Below are 15830 nucleotides of genomic sequence, written 5' to 3' on the forward strand. Positions count from 1 at the left end.
AAGATCCTCGCCGCACTAGAGAACTACTAAAACCACTAAGGCCCTATATGCAAAAAGTTCGCTTTACTACAAAGATTGGCTACTATACACCTTGGCTGTATAGGATTCTTAAAAAAATTAAGCGAAATTTTGTTTAAGAAACAAAAAATTAATAAAATTTTATAGATAATTTTAACAAAATATATTTTTATTCTCTGAATGCTTCAAGCTAACAATTTTACACTTTCGAACAAAAATTCGAAATAAGAGAAGTGCAAAATCGCTGTGTATAAATCGCAGAATCTAGCTAAAATACGATTTTGTTTTGCCCATTTTATTTGCTAGATTTTGCAAATTGTTTGCGTAAAAAAATTATCTAAAAATCACCAAAAGGACACATATGCAAGCAGGGATTATAGGGCTTGGGTTGATAGGCGGGAGTATGGGGCTGGCACTTCGCAAAAGCGAGGGCTTCACGCGCATCATCGGGCATGATGTCAATGCGCTTCACTGCCAGCAAGCGCTACTACTTGGGCTAGTGGATGAGTGCGTGGATTTTGAGCAAATTTTGAAATGTGATGTGATATTTATCGCCACGCCGCTTGATGCGATAATCTCGATACTTCAAAGCATCGATTCGCTGCCTTCAACCACTACTATCATCGATCTAGGCGGGGCGAAAGAGCAAATCATCCGCGCCGTGCCAGAGCAAATACGCAAAAACTTCATCGCCGCCCATCCCATGAGCGGGACAGAAAACTATGGTCCAAATGCCGCGCTAGAGGGACTTTTTTATAATAAAATCGTGATTTTGGCAGATCTAGAAAATAGCGGCGAGCTGCAAGTAGCACTAGCAAAGCAAATATTTAATGACATAGGCATGCGCATCATCAAAATGAGTGCCAAAGAGCATGATAGGCATGTGGCGTTTATCTCGCATCTGCCGCATGTGATTTCATTTGCGCTGGCAAACACGGTGCTTTCACAAGAAGAGCCGCAAAATATTTTGGCACTCATTGGCGGGGGCTTCAAGGATATGAGTCGCATCGCCAAAAGCTCGCCTATCATGTGGCGCGATGTGTTTGCGCAAAACAAGCAGAATCTGCTGGATTCTATCGAGTGCTTTGGCAAGGAGATGATATACGCGGAGACGCTTATCAAAGAGGAGCGCTGGGAGGATCTCATAGAGTGGATGAAGCGCGCAAATTCGCTGCATGAGTTTATGTAGATTCTGTGTCTTGTGTGGATTTTGGGGTAAATTTTGGAGCGCAGAGTGGGTATCTGGTGCAAAGCAAACATGAAGTGCAATAGGTATTGAAGTAAAGCAGGCGCAGAATCTAGATTTTAGATTCTCGTTTTGCGGAGATAAAATAGCAAATCCAAGAAAGGCGGGGCTAAGAAAACCCCGCAAGCCCTAGCGCTTAACATTTATCCTAATTTTAAAGCCAAAAAGCTTGAAATTTAGATATAATGCAAACGCAAGGCTTTTGTTATGCTTCCTCATAACTCCGCCTTTACATTGGAATGCGCCCCAATATAAATTGGGGCGAGGTATTATACTGCTTTCACGCTTATATTGCGATTTATGCCACCGATTGCCACTCAAATAAACAAATTTCAAATCCAAAATCCAGATTCTAATCAAACGCAAGATTAATGCCAAACAAGCGCCCTGCCCTGCTCTAGCTCTGCTTTGCAAAATTTCGCAAGATTCTCTAAAATCCCGCAAATTTTCGCGCGCTATCTCACACTATTTCCCGCCACTAGTATTCCCTAGAATCCTCGCATGCGTGATGGCAATAGCGATGGCATCGGTGATGTCTAGCGGTTTTATCTCTGCTTTGATGCCTAGAATCTGCTTCACCATAAACGCCACTTGATTTTTATCCGCCTTGCCATTGCCTGTGATTGCCTTTTTCACTTGCAGCGGCGTGTATTCGGCGAAGTTGCCTATATCTTGCAGGATTTTTAGGCTGATAGCGCCACGCATTTGTGCTAGCTTCAGCACGCTTTTGGGATTATAAGCATAGAAAATATCCTCCATCGCCACAGAATCTATTTTGTGCTCTTTTAGCACCAAATCTATGCCTTCGACAAATTCGAGAATCTGGCTTTGCAAATCACGCTCTTTTATTTTGATAAACCCAGCTTCTATGAGCTTCAGCGCGCCAGCATTTGCACTCGTGCCACTAGAAATGACAGCATAGCCACAATTCCTGCTTCCCGGATCAATCCCAAGCACTATCATAATTTCAAATCCTGTATATTTGTTTTATGTTTTTCACATATTGTTTTTGCTAGAATCCTGCGTTCTAAACGCGCTATTTTAGTGCATAAGCGCTATGAGATTCGTTAAATTTGCTAAATTATTCACGCAAATGATAAAAGTTATTCACATATTTTTCACTAGCTTAGCGCGCCAATGTGACAAACCAAAGCAAGACAAATTCAAAACACCAGCACAGCAAACTAGCAAGGAGAATCTATGATTTGGGATGAAGTGCTTCAGCATATCAAAAAAGAAGTATCGCCTCAAGAATTTGATAAATATATTTCTTTGATGAAATACGATGAAAACGCCTCCAAAAGCAACCTTGCCGTATTTATCGTCCCAAACCCTTACATAAAAACATGGATAGAAACCAGCTACGCCGAAAGCATCGCGCATATCTTTGAAATCATCAATAAAACCAAAACCGAGGTAAAAATCGAAGTCGCCAAAGAAAAACAAGGCAATAAAAGCCAAAAAGCCAAAAACCAGCGCATACAAGAACAGCATTTCCTAAACTCGCAACAAACCTTTGATAACTTCGTAGTAGGAAGCAGCAACGAGCACGCCTTCACCGTCGCCGAAAGCGCCGCCAAGCGCCAAGCCACCGCGTTTAACCCGCTGCTGATATACGGGCACACCGGACTTGGCAAAACGCACCTTTTATACGCGATAGGCAACTTTGCAATGGAACATCGCAAAAAAGTGATATACATAACCGCCGAAGAGTTTATGAATGAATACCACAAACACCTAAAACAGCGCACTATGGATGCTTTTAGAGATGTGTATCGCAATTGTGATTATCTGCTTATTGATGATGTGCAGTTTCTAGGCGGGAAGAGCAACTTGCAAGAGGAGTTTTTCAACACTTTTGAGGCGCTGTATAAAAGCAAAAAACAAATCGTCATGACTTCTGATAAACTACCAAAGCAAATCCAAGGACTAGAGGAGCGGATAAGGTCGAGGTTTGAAGGCGGGATGATGATGGAAATCCAGCCCCCAGAGATAGAGACAAAGGTGCGCATCATCGAGCAAAAATGCCGCGACAACCAAATAAATATGGATAAAGAAACCATAAACTTCCTAGCAGAAAACATAAATGAAAACATCCGCCAGATTGAGAGCGTAATACTCAAGCTAAACTTCCAGCACTCCATAACAAACCAGCCCATAAGCATATCTATGGCAAAAAATGTCCTAAAAGAAATCCAAAAAGAAGCCAATGAAGAAATCGGGCTAGAAAAAATCATAAACGCCGTCGCTAAAGAATGCAATGTAAAACCAAGCGAAATCATCTCCAAATCGCGCACCTCGCGCATCGTGCAAGCAAGGCATCTAGTCATCTATCTCACAAGAACACTCGCTTCATCGATAGATTCTATGGGGATGCTCGCACAAAAGCTAAATATGAAAGACCACAGCGCGATTTCAAAGGCATTCACCCAAATCAGCAAAAAGATAGAAAGCGATGAGAATCTAAAACGACTCTCAAAAGAGCTAAAAAACAAAATACAAAACGAAAAAAGCCTATAATCTGCTATAATACGCGCGGTGAAATGTCGTGAAAAGTCAAAGACAAAAATATCACTTAGCAAATCTCGCAAAATAGGGCGCTAGGATATGTTTTTCACTTTTTCACGAAGACTACTAATACTTCTAATTTCATAATAAAAAGGAGCAGCGATGAAAATCACGCTAAACAAGACAAACTTCGAAATGATCCTAAACAACTTCCAATCATTTCTCGACAAAAAAGACTCATCACAAATCACATCCCATATCTACCTAGAAACTATGGGTGATAAGCTACTTATGAAAGCGACAGATTATGAGATCTCTATCCAATCAAAGATTGATATCTTGCAAAACGCAGAGGATGGCATCGCTACGATAGAGGGCAAAAAAATACTTCCCATCATCAAACAACTAAAAGATGGCGAAGTCACACTAGAAACAAAAGACAGCCAAATACTTGTAAAACAAGGAAAGGCGAAGTTTAAGCTTTCTACATTTAACGCAGCAGAATTCAACAACGCCACAAAATTCCCAGAAATCAGCGAAAATGACACAAAGATAAATCTAGATTCTATCGATTTCATCAAATCAATCGAGAAAGTGGCAGTGGCAGCGGATTCTAGCGCGCACAAAATAGATAATCATCGCATCGAGCTCACAGGGACACTTATCGATGTGAAAGATTATTATTGCAACTTTGTAGGCACAGATACTAGAAGACTAGCGATAATCCGCCAAAACACCCAATCTATCGGCACGCAACTTTCTATCATCATCCCCAAACGCGCGATTTTAGAGATAAAAAAGCTCTTTTCTGATGATTTTGAGATATTTTTCTCACAGACGATGCTTTTTGTGCGCTCGCAAAATTACGCGTTTTCTACCAAGCTCATAAATGGCAAATATCCAGACTATGAGAAAATCATCCCAAAAGATTTCAAAATGCAGCTAAAACTGCCAAAAAGAGACATCGAAGAAGCGATAAACCTCATCAAATCATTATCAGTAAATGTCAAAATCACGCTAGATTCTAATGGCTTGCTTTTTGAAGCGATGAGCTCTGAAGAGCTAGAATCTGCTAGCACGCAAATCGAGCTTCCACTAGAGATACCAGAGCCTATCACGCTTGGGATGAATGCGCAATATATCTTAGATTTCTTGCGATATATCAATGTGGCAGAGTTTGAGATTTTGATAAATGAAGCGAATATGCCTTTTATGCTTAGAGATGAAAATTACTCTACTATCATTATGCCAGTGCTTTGCTAGGATCTAAAAGCTAGAATCTAGATTCTAGTAAGATTCTGCGCCACAAAGCTAAAGCAAACCAAAAAGCCATAAACAAAGGAAAATAATGCAAAACGAACAACAAAAAGGAACATACACCGGACAAAACATCAAAGTCCTAAAAGGACTCGAAGCGGTGCGAAAACGCCCCGGGATGTATATCGGAAGCACTAATATCAATGGACTTCATCATATGGTTTATGAAGTCGTGGATAACTCTGTCGATGAGGCGATGGCTGGATTTTGTAATAACATAAAAATCACGCTTACAAACAATGGAAGCGCTATCATCGAGGATAATGGTAGAGGCATCCCTGTGGATATGCATCCTACAGAGCATATCCCGACAGCGACCGTTGTTTTGACGGTGCTGCATGCAGGCGGGAAGTTTGATAGCGAAGTGTATAAAGCTTCTGGCGGTTTGCATGGCGTGGGCGTGTCTGTTGTCAATGCGCTTTCTAAAAAGCTGATAATGACAATCTACAAAAATGGCAAAATCTATCGCCAAGAGTTTGCCAAAGGCATACCCACTACCGAGCTTGAGATCGTGGGAGAAAGCGACAAAAGCGGCACGACAATAGAATTTTTCCCAGATGATGAGATAATGGAAGTCATCGAGTTTGACAAAGAAGTGCTGACAAAGCGTTTCAAAGAGATGGCATATCTGAATAAAAACCTAACGATAGATTTTAGCGATGAGCGCTGCGGCTTTGCAGAATCTTATCATTTTGATGATGGGATTATACAATTTATCGAAGATGTCAATAAACGCGAAAAAGTCGCTTCTGTGATTTATTTTAAAGGCGAGGAGCAAGAGACAGAGATAGAAATCGCTCTGACTTATAACAATGGTTTTGATGAGCAGGTTTTGAGCTTTGTAAATAATATCAGAACTCCTGATGGCGGGACGCATGAGGCGGGATTCCGCGCGGGGCTTAGTCGCGTCATCATGAACTACATAGAATCCAATGCCAACGCGCGCGAAAAAGATGTAAAAGTCACTGGTGATGATGTGCGCGAGGGCTTGGTAGCAATCGTCTCTACGCGCATCATCGATCCACAATTTGAAGGGCAGACAAAAGGCAAGCTTGGTAGCTCTTTTGTCAAGCCCATAGTCCAAAAGCTCACATTTGAGCGCGTTAGCAAGTTTTTCGAAGAGAATCCAAACGATGCTAAAGCTATCATGCAAAAAGCTATCATGGCAGCCAGAGGCAGGGAAGCAGCGAAAAAAGCGCGCGATCTTACACGCAACAAAGAAAACTTCTCTACTGGCACACTTCCGGGCAAGCTCGCAAGCTGTAGGAGCAAGGATCCGACAGAGTGCGAAATCTATCTAGTCGAAGGGGATTCTGCTGGTGGCTCGGCAAAACAGGGGCGCGATAGCTATTTTCAAGCGATTTTACCGCTTAGAGGCAAAATCCTAAATGTCGAAAAATCACGCCTTGATAAGATTCTAAAATCTGATGAAATCAAAAATATGATAACAGCCTTTGGCTGTGGCGTGGGCGATGAGTTTAACCTCGAGCGTTTGCGCTATCATAAAATCATCATCATGACGGATGCGGATGTGGATGGCAGCCATATACAAACGCTTCTTATGACTTTTTTCTACCGCTATTTGAAGCCGCTTATCAAAGAAGGCTATGTCTATATCGCCCAGCCTCCGCTTTATCGCTTGCAGCTTAAGAAAAACAAGAAAAAAGAGTTTTATCTAAAAGATGATAGAGAGCTAAGCGAGTTTCTTATAAAAAATGGCATAGAAAATTTCCAATTTGAAGGCATAGGCGAGAAAGAATTGCTAGAGGTGCTGAAGTGGATTTTGCATTATCGCTCTATTCTAAGAGAGATAGAAAAGCGCTATGCGATGATAGATGTCGTGCGATTTTTGATAGAAAATGAAGAGGTGCGCGATATGGATTATAAGCAGATTTTCGCGCAAATCGAGCAGTTTTTGCCAAGTATCGAGTGCAATATCCTAAACAAAACCATCGCGGATAATTTCCTTTCACTTTATGTGCAAACACCCACAGGACTGCTTGAAATCACTATCGATGAGAATCTATTTGCAAACAATTTCTTCAAAGAAGCTTGCAATATTTATAATAGAATCAAAGAGCGCGATTTGGCGTTTTTGGAGGGCAAAAATATTATAAAGGCGCTGGAAGAGATCGAGAATTCTACCAAGCAAAGCTATGATATGCAGCGCTACAAAGGGCTTGGCGAGATGAATAAGGATCAATTGTGGGAGACGACAATGATCCCTAGCAATCGCACGCTTTTGCGCGTCACGCTTCCAGATGAGGAAGAGGCGGATAAGATTTTCACGCTATTTATGGGCGATGAGGTAGAGCCGCGCAGGGAATATATCCAGCTGCATGCCAAAGATGTGAAGCATCTTGATGTGTAGGGTGCGTTTAGTAGTGTTTGCTAGGCGCGCTTAGCTGTAAGCGCGTGAAGCGCGTAAAAGTGTTTTGGCGTGCGTGGTGCGTATGTAGCGCGCTTTAAGCGTTTGAAGTAATAAGTTTGGCAAATCTAGCGATTTAGCAAAATCTATGGGTTTATGTGAAATCTTAGGCAAAATCTATTGATTGAAATGAGTTTAGTAGGGAAATTTGATGTTTGATTTTTTTCGTAGAGAAAATGTGACTATCGTTGATGGCGTAGAGATCGTCTCTAGGAGCATAGATTTTGGCTTTTTGGCGATTTTTGCGTTTTCATTTATGGTTGGGATTTTTATCTATTTTTTGCCTACTTTTATCGCTGTTATGCGAAATCACAAGGATAAATTACTAATTTTTATCATAAATATTAGCTTTGGCTGGAGCGTGCTTGGCTGGATTGTCGCGCTTGGCATTAGCTTTATGAAAAAAGATTAGATTCTAGCTTTTATATTGCATCATCTTGAACCAGCATTCGAAATTCATCCAAAAACATCGCTTTAAACGCCAAAAATACTAGAATCTAACCCGCCAAACACCCCAAAACTCATCAAATAGCAAATCGTTGAAATAAACGCCATTCAAGCGCGTTTAACGCTACAAAACTTTTTGAGCTAATTAAACATAATCTGTGCGGTTATCAGCGATAATTAGCAAAAGTGCTATAAAACTTTTGAAATGCTTGAAATGCCTTGAAACTTCTTAAATCCCATAAAATCATAGCTAGAATGCAGAATCTAGATTCTAGGCTCTAGCATCCTTAGCACTAAAGATTTTTTATAGCTTCCTAGTTTTTCTATCTAGAATCTAGATTCTACTTCACATCTTTTAGCACAAGCTCCACCGGGCAATGATCGCTGCCATGTATTTCTGGGTGGATTCCAGCGCTTTGGAGTTTGGATTCTAGCGCGCGCGAGCAGAGAAAATAATCAATCCGCCACCCCGTGTTATTCGCCCTCGCCTTTCCCATATAGCTCCACCAAGTATAAGCGCCTTCTTTGTCCGGGTAAAAATGCCTAAAAGTATCGATAAACCCAGAATCCAAAAGCGCGCTCATCTTCTCGCGCTCCTCATCTGTAAAACCTGCGTTGCGGCGATTTGTTTTTGGATTTTTGAGATCGATTTCTTTATGCGCGACATTGAGATCGCCACACACGATGACACCTTTATGTTTTTCTAGATTTTTCAAAAACGCACGAAAATCATCCTCCCACTCCATGCGATATTCCAAGCGTTCCAGCTCGCGCTTGCTATTTGGCGTATAAACATTAACAAGATAAAAGTCATTATATTCTGCGGTGATGATGCGCCCTTCTTTGTCATGATGCGTGATCCCCATGTCATAGGCGACATTTAAAGGCGCTTTTTTGCTAAAAATCGCCACGCCAGAATAGCCCTTTTTTTCCGCACTATTCCAGTATTCCTCATAGTTTGGGAAGTCAAAAGTTGCTTGTTCGCGTAGCATTTTAGATTCTTGTATGCAAAACACATCCGCATCAACAGCGTTAAAAAACTCCATAAACCCCTTATTCATGCATGCGCGCAATCCATTGACATTCCAAGAAATAAGCTTCATTTACGCGCTCCTTACTCTAGAATTTAAAAAATCCAAACGAGAATCTAAACTTGCCGCCCATAGCCAACATAGCCCAAATGCCCCAGCCCCAAACAGCCAAATATAGCCTAAACGCTCCAAACACTCCAAACGCCCAAAATACCTATTTTTGCTCTTTTTTCTGGCTTATTTTATCTAGCAAGTTTTTGCCTAGCTCACTTTGTGCGAGCCCTTCAAGCATCGCGCCTAGTTGCGTGCCACCTTTTGCAGAGAAAAATTCACTTACACTTTTTAGCCCTTCATTGACATTGCCATTGCTCGCATTTGCGATGATTTTGATATCTGCTTTATCAAGCGCTTTTGCTTGCTCGATGCCTATGGCTTGAGAGGCTTCGATTTGGCGGATTGAGATGAGGTAGTTTTGATAGCCTTGATTTTCGCCTATTTCTTGTGCGAGTGAGATTTGCGCTTCGATTGGCGCCATTTGCATGAGCTTTTCACTTTGGGCTTTTGCAGCACCTTCTAGCTCGATACCTTTTGATTCTTTGCTTTTCATTTCTAGCAGGGCTTCTGCCTCGCGCTTTTTAGATTCTAGCAGGGCTTCAGCTTTTAAGATATCTTTTTGCTTATCACCTTCTGCGTTGATGATGGCGGTTTGCTTGATTTCTTCAGCCTTTACGACATTGACATCTTTTGTGATTTCTGCGCGCTTGATGTCAGCGACTTTGATGACTTCCATTTCTTTTTCTTTGGTGACTTTTTCTTGCTCTTTGACAAGCTGTGCGGCTTTTTGCGCGGAGATATCGACTTCTCTTTGAGATTCTACGGTTTTTAGTCCCACGACTTGTTTTGCGATTTGCTCTTGGATCTGCGTGGCTTGTTCGGCGTTGATTTCAGCGATTTCAGCATTTTTGATATTTTCTGCCACTTCGACGCGACTTTGCATTTCGATAAGAGATTTTTTCTTTTCCATGATATTGCGGATGACATTAGAATCTTGGCTATCTCTTATATCCATAAGCTCCAAATTTTTAACCGTTTCAACGCCCCAGCTTGCGAGCTGTTCGCGCACTTCTTTGGTAAAGCTATCGCCAAAAGTGCTTCTTGAGTGCATGATGTCTTCAATCTCATGAGAAGAAAGTATCGTCCTAACAGAGCCTTGAATAATCGCGCGCAACTGCTCGATAAGCTCATCAAAGCTGCTTACTCTTTGGGCTGCGACATTAGAATCTTTGATACGAAAAAAGGCAGTAATATCCACGATAAAAGGCACCCTGCCCTTATCATAGGCTTCATAGCCATTGAGATTTATGTCAAACACAGAAACAGGCAAAACGATTTTTGTCACCCCAAAAATAGGCACCCAAGAGGGCCACTCATAGTAAGTGTTGCCATTTCCAGTGTCTTTGCCAAAAGAAGTGGTGTTTTTGGCAGATTGGATGATATGCACTTCATTTGTCGCCACCACGCGGCGGAAAAGCAGCGCCACCAAAACAATCACCACAAGCAGCGCCAGCAAAGCGCCAACCAGAATCGAAACAAAACTTATCATAGTCAATCCTTATTAAGCAAAATTTGCCAAAAAGCATAACATAAAATTTATTTTCAAAAAATAAAATGCTACAATTAACACAAAAAGCAGAAAGGAAAACTATGTCAAATGCTCTTATACAAAGCTTTGATACAGCGCTAAGTGAAAGGAAGCTTTCAAGGGATATCATCGATGAATTTGACAAAGAGGAAAAAAGGCAATCCGCCGCGCTTTGTGAAAATATCAAGGGCAATGTGGCGCATTTTGAGCAAAGTGATGGATTTATTTTTGAGACGCTAAATGCGATTAAGGCAAATATAGATTCTATCAATCCGCATAATTTTAAGCTCTCATTCTTTGATAAAATCTTTGGCAAGCAGACGCAGAAATTTAAAAAATATTTTGAAAAATTTAGCACAAATAAAAGCTTTTTGAATCAGCTTGTGGCAAAGCTTGATGAAGGCAAAGAGATTTTGACAAGGGATAATATCACGCTTGCGCTTGAGGTGGAGAAAAATGCGAATCTAAGCGCACTACTACAAGCAAAGCTAGATATTCTCAAAGAAGCTGATTTGTATGCGGAAAATAAGCTTAAAGAGATCGAAAACGACGCTTTGAAAGGGGATTTTGAAAAGCAGATTCTCTTTGTGCTAAAGCAAAAAATCATCGATCTAAGCCAGCAAATCGCCGTGCATACGCAAGGTGAGCTTGCGCTAAAAACGCTTATAAATAATAACAAAGAGCTTATCAACGCTGTCGAGCGCACAAAGGTGGTGACGCTCAATGCGCTAAGCGTGGCGATAATCACCGCGCAAGGCTTGGAGCAGCAAAAGCGCGTTTTAAACGCGGTGCAGGGGATAAACGAGCAGACAAGTGACCTCATCGCGCATAATGCAAAAGCGCTAAAAGAGCAAGGCAAGGCTATCCAAGAGGGCGCAAGTGAAGCGATGCTAGATATGGAGAAGCTAAAGGGCGCGTTTGATGATGTTTTGGATGCTTTGCATTCTGCGCAAGAATACAAGCAAAACGCGCTGCCAAAAATGCGCGAAAATATCAAAGTTTTTGATTCTTATCTTGCGAAAGCTGCGCATTTAAATAAGGCAAACTTTGGCTGATTTTATCACAAGATTTAATAAAAATTTAGAAAAAATAGATTCCCTCGCGCTGTCGTTTTATGAAAAAGATTTGCTTTTTAGCGCGTATTACAATCACCTAAACCATCTTGAGATAAGCCCGCAGGCAAGGGAGCTTATGAAGGCGCTTGGCATAAGTTTTAGGCATAAAAATATTATTTTTGATTCTGAAATATTAGAATCTAAAACGCTAGAATCTAACCAAAGCAAAGTGCAAAATAATCAAGCCAAAGCGCAAAAAGAGCCCAAAGAACGCGCGCTAAGCCTTTTTGAATGCGAGAATAAAGCAAAGGCTTTGCAGACTCAAAGCGAGCATTTTTTGGAGCAAATTAAGCTAAACCTTGAAAAAACGCTTCATCCACAAGAGCTCGCGTTTTTAAAAATTAGCGCAATTTATCAAAAACTAGAGCAAGAAAAAGCGCGCTTGCAAGAGGCTTTGAGCGAGCTTACTGCAAACTTTTTGCAAGGATTTGAAAACCTTGAAGCACCTTTGCAGACTGAAATCACACAAAAGGCCAATGCGCTCACGCGCGCGCTAGAAAAGCAAAAAAATCTCTCCGCAAAACTCTGCTTTAAAATCCTAGAAATAAAAAACGCCCAGACAAAAAATACCACTTCACTTGAAACGCTTATAAACGAGCTAGACGCGTATTTACAAAATATAAAACATTAATAAAAGGAGTAAAACATATATTGCAAGTATAAGCGGCCTAACCCACCATTTATGAAGAATTCCCTTGTTGGTTGCGGTATTTTTGCCTGTTTCTTCTGAATTTTTGGACGCAAAAATTTCTAGATTCTGTATAAAATTTTTCATTAGCTTTCTTTGGGCGAGTTCTTTTTGGCGCGATTTTATGTCAAAATTTGCCCTTTTTGATTTGAATGTATTTTGTTGATGTAGATATACGATTTTTGAATCTTCCGCGTTTGGCGTGATTTGTGTAATTTGCGTGATTTGCGAATCCCAGCCATCTTCTGAATCTTTTATAATTTTAGAAACTTTTACAATTTGTGAATCTTTTGTGTTTTGCAAATCCTGTTTGGGAGCGGGCGTTTGGGGATTCTGCGCTTTTGGGGCGGGTGTATTTGGTGTTGAAATTTTTGCCTCTAAAATTTTTTGTTTGGAAATTCTTGATTCGGAAACTCTTGGCGCTGATGTTTTTGGAAATGTTTTTGTAGAAAGCGTTTTTTGTGCTCGCTCTTGCGTTTGAAAATGCGCCTGCGCTCGTGCCTGAGAATGCGTTTGCGAATGCAAATGCGCCTGCGATTTTCTTGCCTTTAGTGCTTCTGCGAAGCTTTTTTCCTCATTTGTGGCATTTGTCGCATCATTTTCATCCAAAATATTTTTGAGATTTTTCTCCAAATCCTGCGTATAGCCATCAAGCCTTTTGCCAAACTTTTGCCCTTCTTGCGCTCTTTTGGCGCGACTAGATTCTCTTTGCTCCCTTCGCTGCTGCGCTTTTTGTAAAAACTCATTCATCTTCAAACCCTCGCAAAATATTAAAATCTCGCATTTTGCCAAAACCTTGCTAAAAATCATTTTAGATTCTAGGCATTGGCTTTTGAAATCTCTCTAGCACGATAAATAGCGTGCTGTTTGCTAGAATCTAGCGTGATTTTGCGTTTTAGATTCTACTATCATTTTTTCGCACTTTTCGCATTTGTCGCTGATGCGTTTCACGCGTTGCTAATGTATCATCGCGCTTATGGCATTGTATTTATTTCATACGCATCAAATTTTCTAGCTTTTTGTTATTTTTAAGCAAACATTTAAACAAATTAAGGCAAAATCCGAGTTTGATTTAAATTCTGCGATACTTGCTTTTATCCTGCATCGTATGTGTTTATCGTATCTTTTGGCTCGATAGCTCAGTCGGTAGAGCAGCAGACTGAAAATCTGCGTGTCGGCAGTTCGATTCTGCCTCGAGCCACCATTTTTAAATCCTTGCTTTTAGCTTTTTTGCACTTCTTTTTGATTTATTTTCACTTTTTCTATTTTTTATTTTATTTAGCGCGTTTAGATTCTGCTTTTACTAGAATCCATTTTTATTATCGCGGTGCAAACATTATCACCCACGCACCAGCCAGCGCCAAACACCCGCCGATGATATCCCAAATATCTGGTTTGAATCCATCTAGCGCCATAGCCCACGCGATAGAAACAGCGATAAATATCCCGCCATACGCCGCATACACGCGCGCAAATCCCTCCACCTGCCAAGTCGCCACGACACCATAAAGCACTAGCAACGCACCCCCACAAACGCCAATCCACGCACTTTTGCCCTCTCTAAGCCACAGCCACACAAGATACCCTCCGCCCACTTCACAAACCGCCGCAAGCAGAAAAATCGCAAAAGATTTTAGCATAAGCATGAAATTCCTTGTGGATTTTATAAAAATCGCGCACAAAATAAAAATAAATCATATAAAAAATAAAAATAAATTAGCCAAGACTCCAGAATCTAATCAGAATCTAAAGCGATTTTAAATATTTTAGATTCTGCCACTTTATCTTGCTAATATATTTTAACCGCCCTGCCCTATTTTAAACCTTATCTAAAACCAGAATCTAAATCACAAAGCGCACAAAATAAAAATATCAAATCACTAAAAATCATCAAAATAAACTAAAACACCAACATCTCGCGTTTGATTTTATTGAGCCTATCTATCTGCTCTTTTAGCCTATCTACTTGCTCATTTAGCTGCTCTAGCACCGACATTTGCAGCTCTTCTGGCATATCCATAGACCCGCGCTTTATCATGATATAATCCACAAAATCGATTTTCCCCATGCCTAGCAGAATCTGGATTTCATCGCGGATTTCCTCGATTTTGGCGATGATTTCATTTATCCTTTCAAACATTTTTATCTCCTTTTATGCCGATGTGTATGAGCGTATGTAGGTGCAGCACGCCCAGTATTTTATCATCATTATCCACGACTATTAGCAGTTGGATTTTGTTTTCTTCGATGAAATCCAGCGCTTGGCTGGCAAGCTTACTTTCATCGCGCCATACCTTTGGTGCGCGCGTGGCAAACTCAATCGCTGGCGCGTTTAAATCAAAATCCTCTCTCATCATCGCGCGGCGCAAATCCCCATCGCTTAGAATCGCCACAAGCTTGTCATTTTTGGTGATGAGCGCGCTTCCTAGTCGTTTTTCACTCATCGTGATTATCGCGCTTTTTAGCGGCGTTCTTTCATCGATTATGGGGAGATTCTCTTTTTGCATTATGTCAGAAACTTTGATGAAAAGCCTTTTGCCAAGGCTACCTCCGGGATGAAAACTGCCAAAATCCATTTTGTCAAACTCGCGCGCTTTCATAAGGCACGCCGCCAGCGCATCGCCCATAGCAAGCGTTAGCGTTGTCGAGCTCATGGGCGCGGCGTTTATCGGGCAGGCTTCTTTGCCGATAGCTATCGGCAAGAAATAATCGCCCATTTGGCTAAGTGGCGATGCGCTTGATTTGCTCATCGTGATTATCGCGCGGCTTAGGCGTTTGAGATGTGGCATGATTTCTAGCACTTCGGCACTTTCGCCGCTGTAGCTAATCACTAGCATAATATCGCGCGCGCCCACCATGCCAAGATCGCCATGCAGCGCTTCTGTGGGGTGGAGGAAAAAGCTAGGCGTGCCCGTGCTTGCGAGCGTGGCGGCTATTTTTTTGCCGATATGCCCGCTTTTGCCTACGCCACACACGATGAGCTTGCCGCCGTTGCTGCTAGATTCTAGTATGGCTTTGATGATTTCTTGCCAGTTTATTTGTGTCATTTTTTTGGCAGAATCTAGCAATTCTTGCGCCTCTTTTTCTAGCGTCTCGGCGGCTATTTTGGCAAAATCTAATGAGAGGTTTTTGAAAATGTCTTTTTGCATTTTTTTCCTTAGATTCTGGGTTTGGATTCTGACTGTGGCTGGGCGCTTAGAATCTAGCTGGGATTAGCGCGCTTTGATTTTGCTTTTAGATTCTGGTTTGGATTTTACTTCTAGATTCTAGCGCCAGAATCTAAATCGCGCCTGTTGTTTAAATCAAAGCGCCCAAATCAAGCCACGCCAAAAAAAGCGCACCCAAATACACGCACCGAATCGCGCCAAATACGCCTTTTAAGCCACAATT

15 protein-coding genes and 1 tRNA gene are annotated in these 15830 nt (G+C 41.3%); 8 read left to right on the forward strand and 8 right to left on the reverse strand.

What is annotated here, in order from left to right; genetic code table 11:
• The first annotated feature begins 379 nt into the window (after positions 1 to 379).
• The gene (locus tag BKN38_RS06045; RefSeq protein WP_066456247.1) at positions 380 to 1207 is read left to right on the forward strand and encodes a prephenate dehydrogenase; all 828 of its coding nucleotides are present in this window, start codon (positions 380 to 382) and stop codon (positions 1205 to 1207) included.
• 522 nt (positions 1208 to 1729) lie between these two features.
• Here BKN38_RS06045 and ruvC read toward each other — a convergent pair.
• Complete coding sequence (gene ruvC / locus BKN38_RS06050; RefSeq protein ID WP_066456248.1) at positions 1730 to 2227, reverse strand: crossover junction endodeoxyribonuclease RuvC; 498 nt, start codon at positions 2225 to 2227, stop codon at positions 1730 to 1732.
• A 237-nt stretch (positions 2228 to 2464) separates the two neighbouring features.
• On the opposite strand from ruvC, the gene dnaA reads away from it, so the two are divergent.
• From dnaA to BKN38_RS11920, 4 genes are all read left to right on the forward strand, one after another.
• Positions 2465 to 3784 (forward strand): chromosomal replication initiator protein DnaA, encoded by a 1320-nt coding sequence (gene dnaA / locus BKN38_RS06055; protein ID WP_066456250.1) that lies wholly within the window; start codon positions 2465 to 2467, stop codon positions 3782 to 3784.
• 150 nt (positions 3785 to 3934) lie between these two features.
• Positions 3935 to 5035, forward strand: a complete 1101-nt coding sequence (gene dnaN, locus BKN38_RS06060; RefSeq protein ID WP_066456253.1) for a DNA polymerase III subunit beta — start codon at positions 3935 to 3937, stop codon at positions 5033 to 5035.
• An 85-nt stretch (positions 5036 to 5120) separates the two neighbouring features.
• Complete coding sequence (gyrB, locus tag BKN38_RS06065; RefSeq protein ID WP_066456256.1) at positions 5121 to 7460, forward strand: DNA topoisomerase (ATP-hydrolyzing) subunit B; 2340 nt, start codon at positions 5121 to 5123, stop codon at positions 7458 to 7460.
• A gap of 208 nt (positions 7461 to 7668) precedes the next feature.
• The gene (locus tag BKN38_RS11920) at positions 7669 to 7929 is read left to right on the forward strand and encodes a superinfection immunity protein (protein ID WP_066456257.1); all 261 of its coding nucleotides are present in this window, start codon (positions 7669 to 7671) and stop codon (positions 7927 to 7929) included.
• Positions 7930 to 8305: 376 nt separating this feature from the next.
• Here BKN38_RS11920 and BKN38_RS06075 read toward each other — a convergent pair whose 3' ends face one another.
• A complete protein-coding gene (locus tag BKN38_RS06075) occupies positions 8306 to 9067 on the reverse strand; it encodes an exodeoxyribonuclease III (RefSeq protein ID WP_066456265.1) in 762 nt (253 codons plus the stop codon).
• A 142-nt stretch (positions 9068 to 9209) separates the two neighbouring features.
• On the reverse strand, positions 9210 to 10598 hold the full coding sequence (locus BKN38_RS06080; protein WP_066456268.1) for an SPFH domain-containing protein: 1389 nt from the start codon (positions 10596 to 10598) through the stop codon (positions 9210 to 9212).
• 101 nt (positions 10599 to 10699) lie between these two features.
• Here BKN38_RS06080 and BKN38_RS06085 point away from each other — a divergent pair, with 101 nt between their 5' ends.
• A complete protein-coding gene (locus BKN38_RS06085; RefSeq protein WP_070957737.1) occupies positions 10700 to 11692 on the forward strand; it encodes a toxic anion resistance protein in 993 nt (330 codons plus the stop codon).
• A complete protein-coding gene (locus BKN38_RS06090) occupies positions 11685 to 12383 on the forward strand; it encodes a hypothetical protein (RefSeq protein WP_066456274.1) in 699 nt (232 codons plus the stop codon). Before BKN38_RS06085 ends, BKN38_RS06090 begins: the two co-directional genes overlap by 8 nt.
• Here the strand turns inward: BKN38_RS06090 and BKN38_RS06095 are convergent.
• Both BKN38_RS06095 and BKN38_RS11115 read right to left on the reverse strand, forming a co-directional pair.
• Entirely contained in the window at positions 12363 to 12965 is a 603-nt protein-coding gene (locus tag BKN38_RS06095; RefSeq protein ID WP_176754197.1) for a hypothetical protein, read from the reverse strand. The two genes, BKN38_RS06090 and BKN38_RS06095, sit on opposite strands and share 21 nt — an antisense overlap.
• A 23-nt stretch (positions 12966 to 12988) precedes the next feature.
• The gene (locus BKN38_RS11115; RefSeq protein WP_176754198.1) at positions 12989 to 13186 is read right to left on the reverse strand and encodes a hypothetical protein; all 198 of its coding nucleotides are present in this window, start codon (positions 13184 to 13186) and stop codon (positions 12989 to 12991) included.
• 382 nt (positions 13187 to 13568) lie between these two features.
• Here BKN38_RS11115 and BKN38_RS06100 point away from each other — a divergent pair.
• A tRNA-Phe gene (locus tag BKN38_RS06100) sits at positions 13569 to 13644 on the forward strand.
• A 115-nt stretch (positions 13645 to 13759) separates the two neighbouring features.
• Here BKN38_RS06100 and BKN38_RS06105 read toward each other — a convergent pair.
• The 3 genes from BKN38_RS06105 to BKN38_RS06115 all read right to left on the reverse strand — a co-directional run bounded on the left by BKN38_RS06105 (position 13760) and on the right by BKN38_RS06115 (position 15589).
• Positions 13760 to 14080 (reverse strand): YnfA family protein, encoded by a 321-nt coding sequence (locus BKN38_RS06105; RefSeq protein WP_216634159.1) that lies wholly within the window; start codon positions 14078 to 14080, stop codon positions 13760 to 13762.
• Between the two features lie 260 nt (positions 14081 to 14340).
• Positions 14341 to 14580: a DUF2443 family protein gene (locus tag BKN38_RS06110; RefSeq protein WP_066456283.1), complete on the reverse strand. Its 240-nt coding sequence runs from the start codon at positions 14578 to 14580 to the stop codon at positions 14341 to 14343.
• A complete protein-coding gene (locus tag BKN38_RS06115) occupies positions 14573 to 15589 on the reverse strand; it encodes a KpsF/GutQ family sugar-phosphate isomerase (protein WP_066456285.1) in 1017 nt (338 codons plus the stop codon). Before BKN38_RS06115 ends, BKN38_RS06110 begins: the two co-directional genes overlap by 8 nt.
• Between the last annotated feature and the right edge of the window lie 241 nt (positions 15590 to 15830).

Source organism: Helicobacter sp. CLO-3, from assembly GCF_001854545.1.
GTDB lineage: Bacteria > Campylobacterota > Campylobacteria > Campylobacterales > Helicobacteraceae > Helicobacter_B.

Bases quoted from the DNA above. Each gene is read 5' to 3' on its own strand.
- BKN38_RS06045 (WP_066456247.1), top strand. From the start codon at position 380: ATGCAAGCAGGGATTATAGGGCTTGGGTTGATAGGCGGGAGTATGGGG.
- ruvC (WP_066456248.1), bottom strand. From the start codon at position 2,227: ATGATAGTGCTTGGGATTGATCCGGGAAGCAGGAATTGTGGCTATGCT.
- dnaA (WP_066456250.1), top strand. From the start codon at position 2,465: ATGATTTGGGATGAAGTGCTTCAGCATATCAAAAAAGAAGTATCGCCT.
- dnaN (WP_066456253.1), top strand. From the start codon at position 3,935: ATGAAAATCACGCTAAACAAGACAAACTTCGAAATGATCCTAAACAAC.
- gyrB (WP_066456256.1), top strand. From the start codon at position 5,121: ATGCAAAACGAACAACAAAAAGGAACATACACCGGACAAAACATCAAA.
- BKN38_RS11920 (WP_066456257.1), top strand. From the start codon at position 7,669: ATGTTTGATTTTTTTCGTAGAGAAAATGTGACTATCGTTGATGGCGTA.
- BKN38_RS06075 (WP_066456265.1), bottom strand. From the start codon at position 9,067: ATGAAGCTTATTTCTTGGAATGTCAATGGATTGCGCGCATGCATGAAT.
- BKN38_RS06080 (WP_066456268.1), bottom strand. From the start codon at position 10,598: ATGATAAGTTTTGTTTCGATTCTGGTTGGCGCTTTGCTGGCGCTGCTT.
- BKN38_RS06085 (WP_070957737.1), top strand. From the start codon at position 10,700: ATGTCAAATGCTCTTATACAAAGCTTTGATACAGCGCTAAGTGAAAGG.
- BKN38_RS11115 (WP_176754198.1), bottom strand. From the start codon at position 13,186: ATGAGTTTTTACAAAAAGCGCAGCAGCGAAGGGAGCAAAGAGAATCTA.
- BKN38_RS06105 (WP_216634159.1), bottom strand. From the start codon at position 14,080: ATGCTAAAATCTTTTGCGATTTTTCTGCTTGCGGCGGTTTGTGAAGTG.
- BKN38_RS06110 (WP_066456283.1), bottom strand. From the start codon at position 14,580: ATGTTTGAAAGGATAAATGAAATCATCGCCAAAATCGAGGAAATCCGC.
- BKN38_RS06115 (WP_066456285.1), bottom strand. From the start codon at position 15,589: ATGCAAAAAGACATTTTCAAAAACCTCTCATTAGATTTTGCCAAAATA.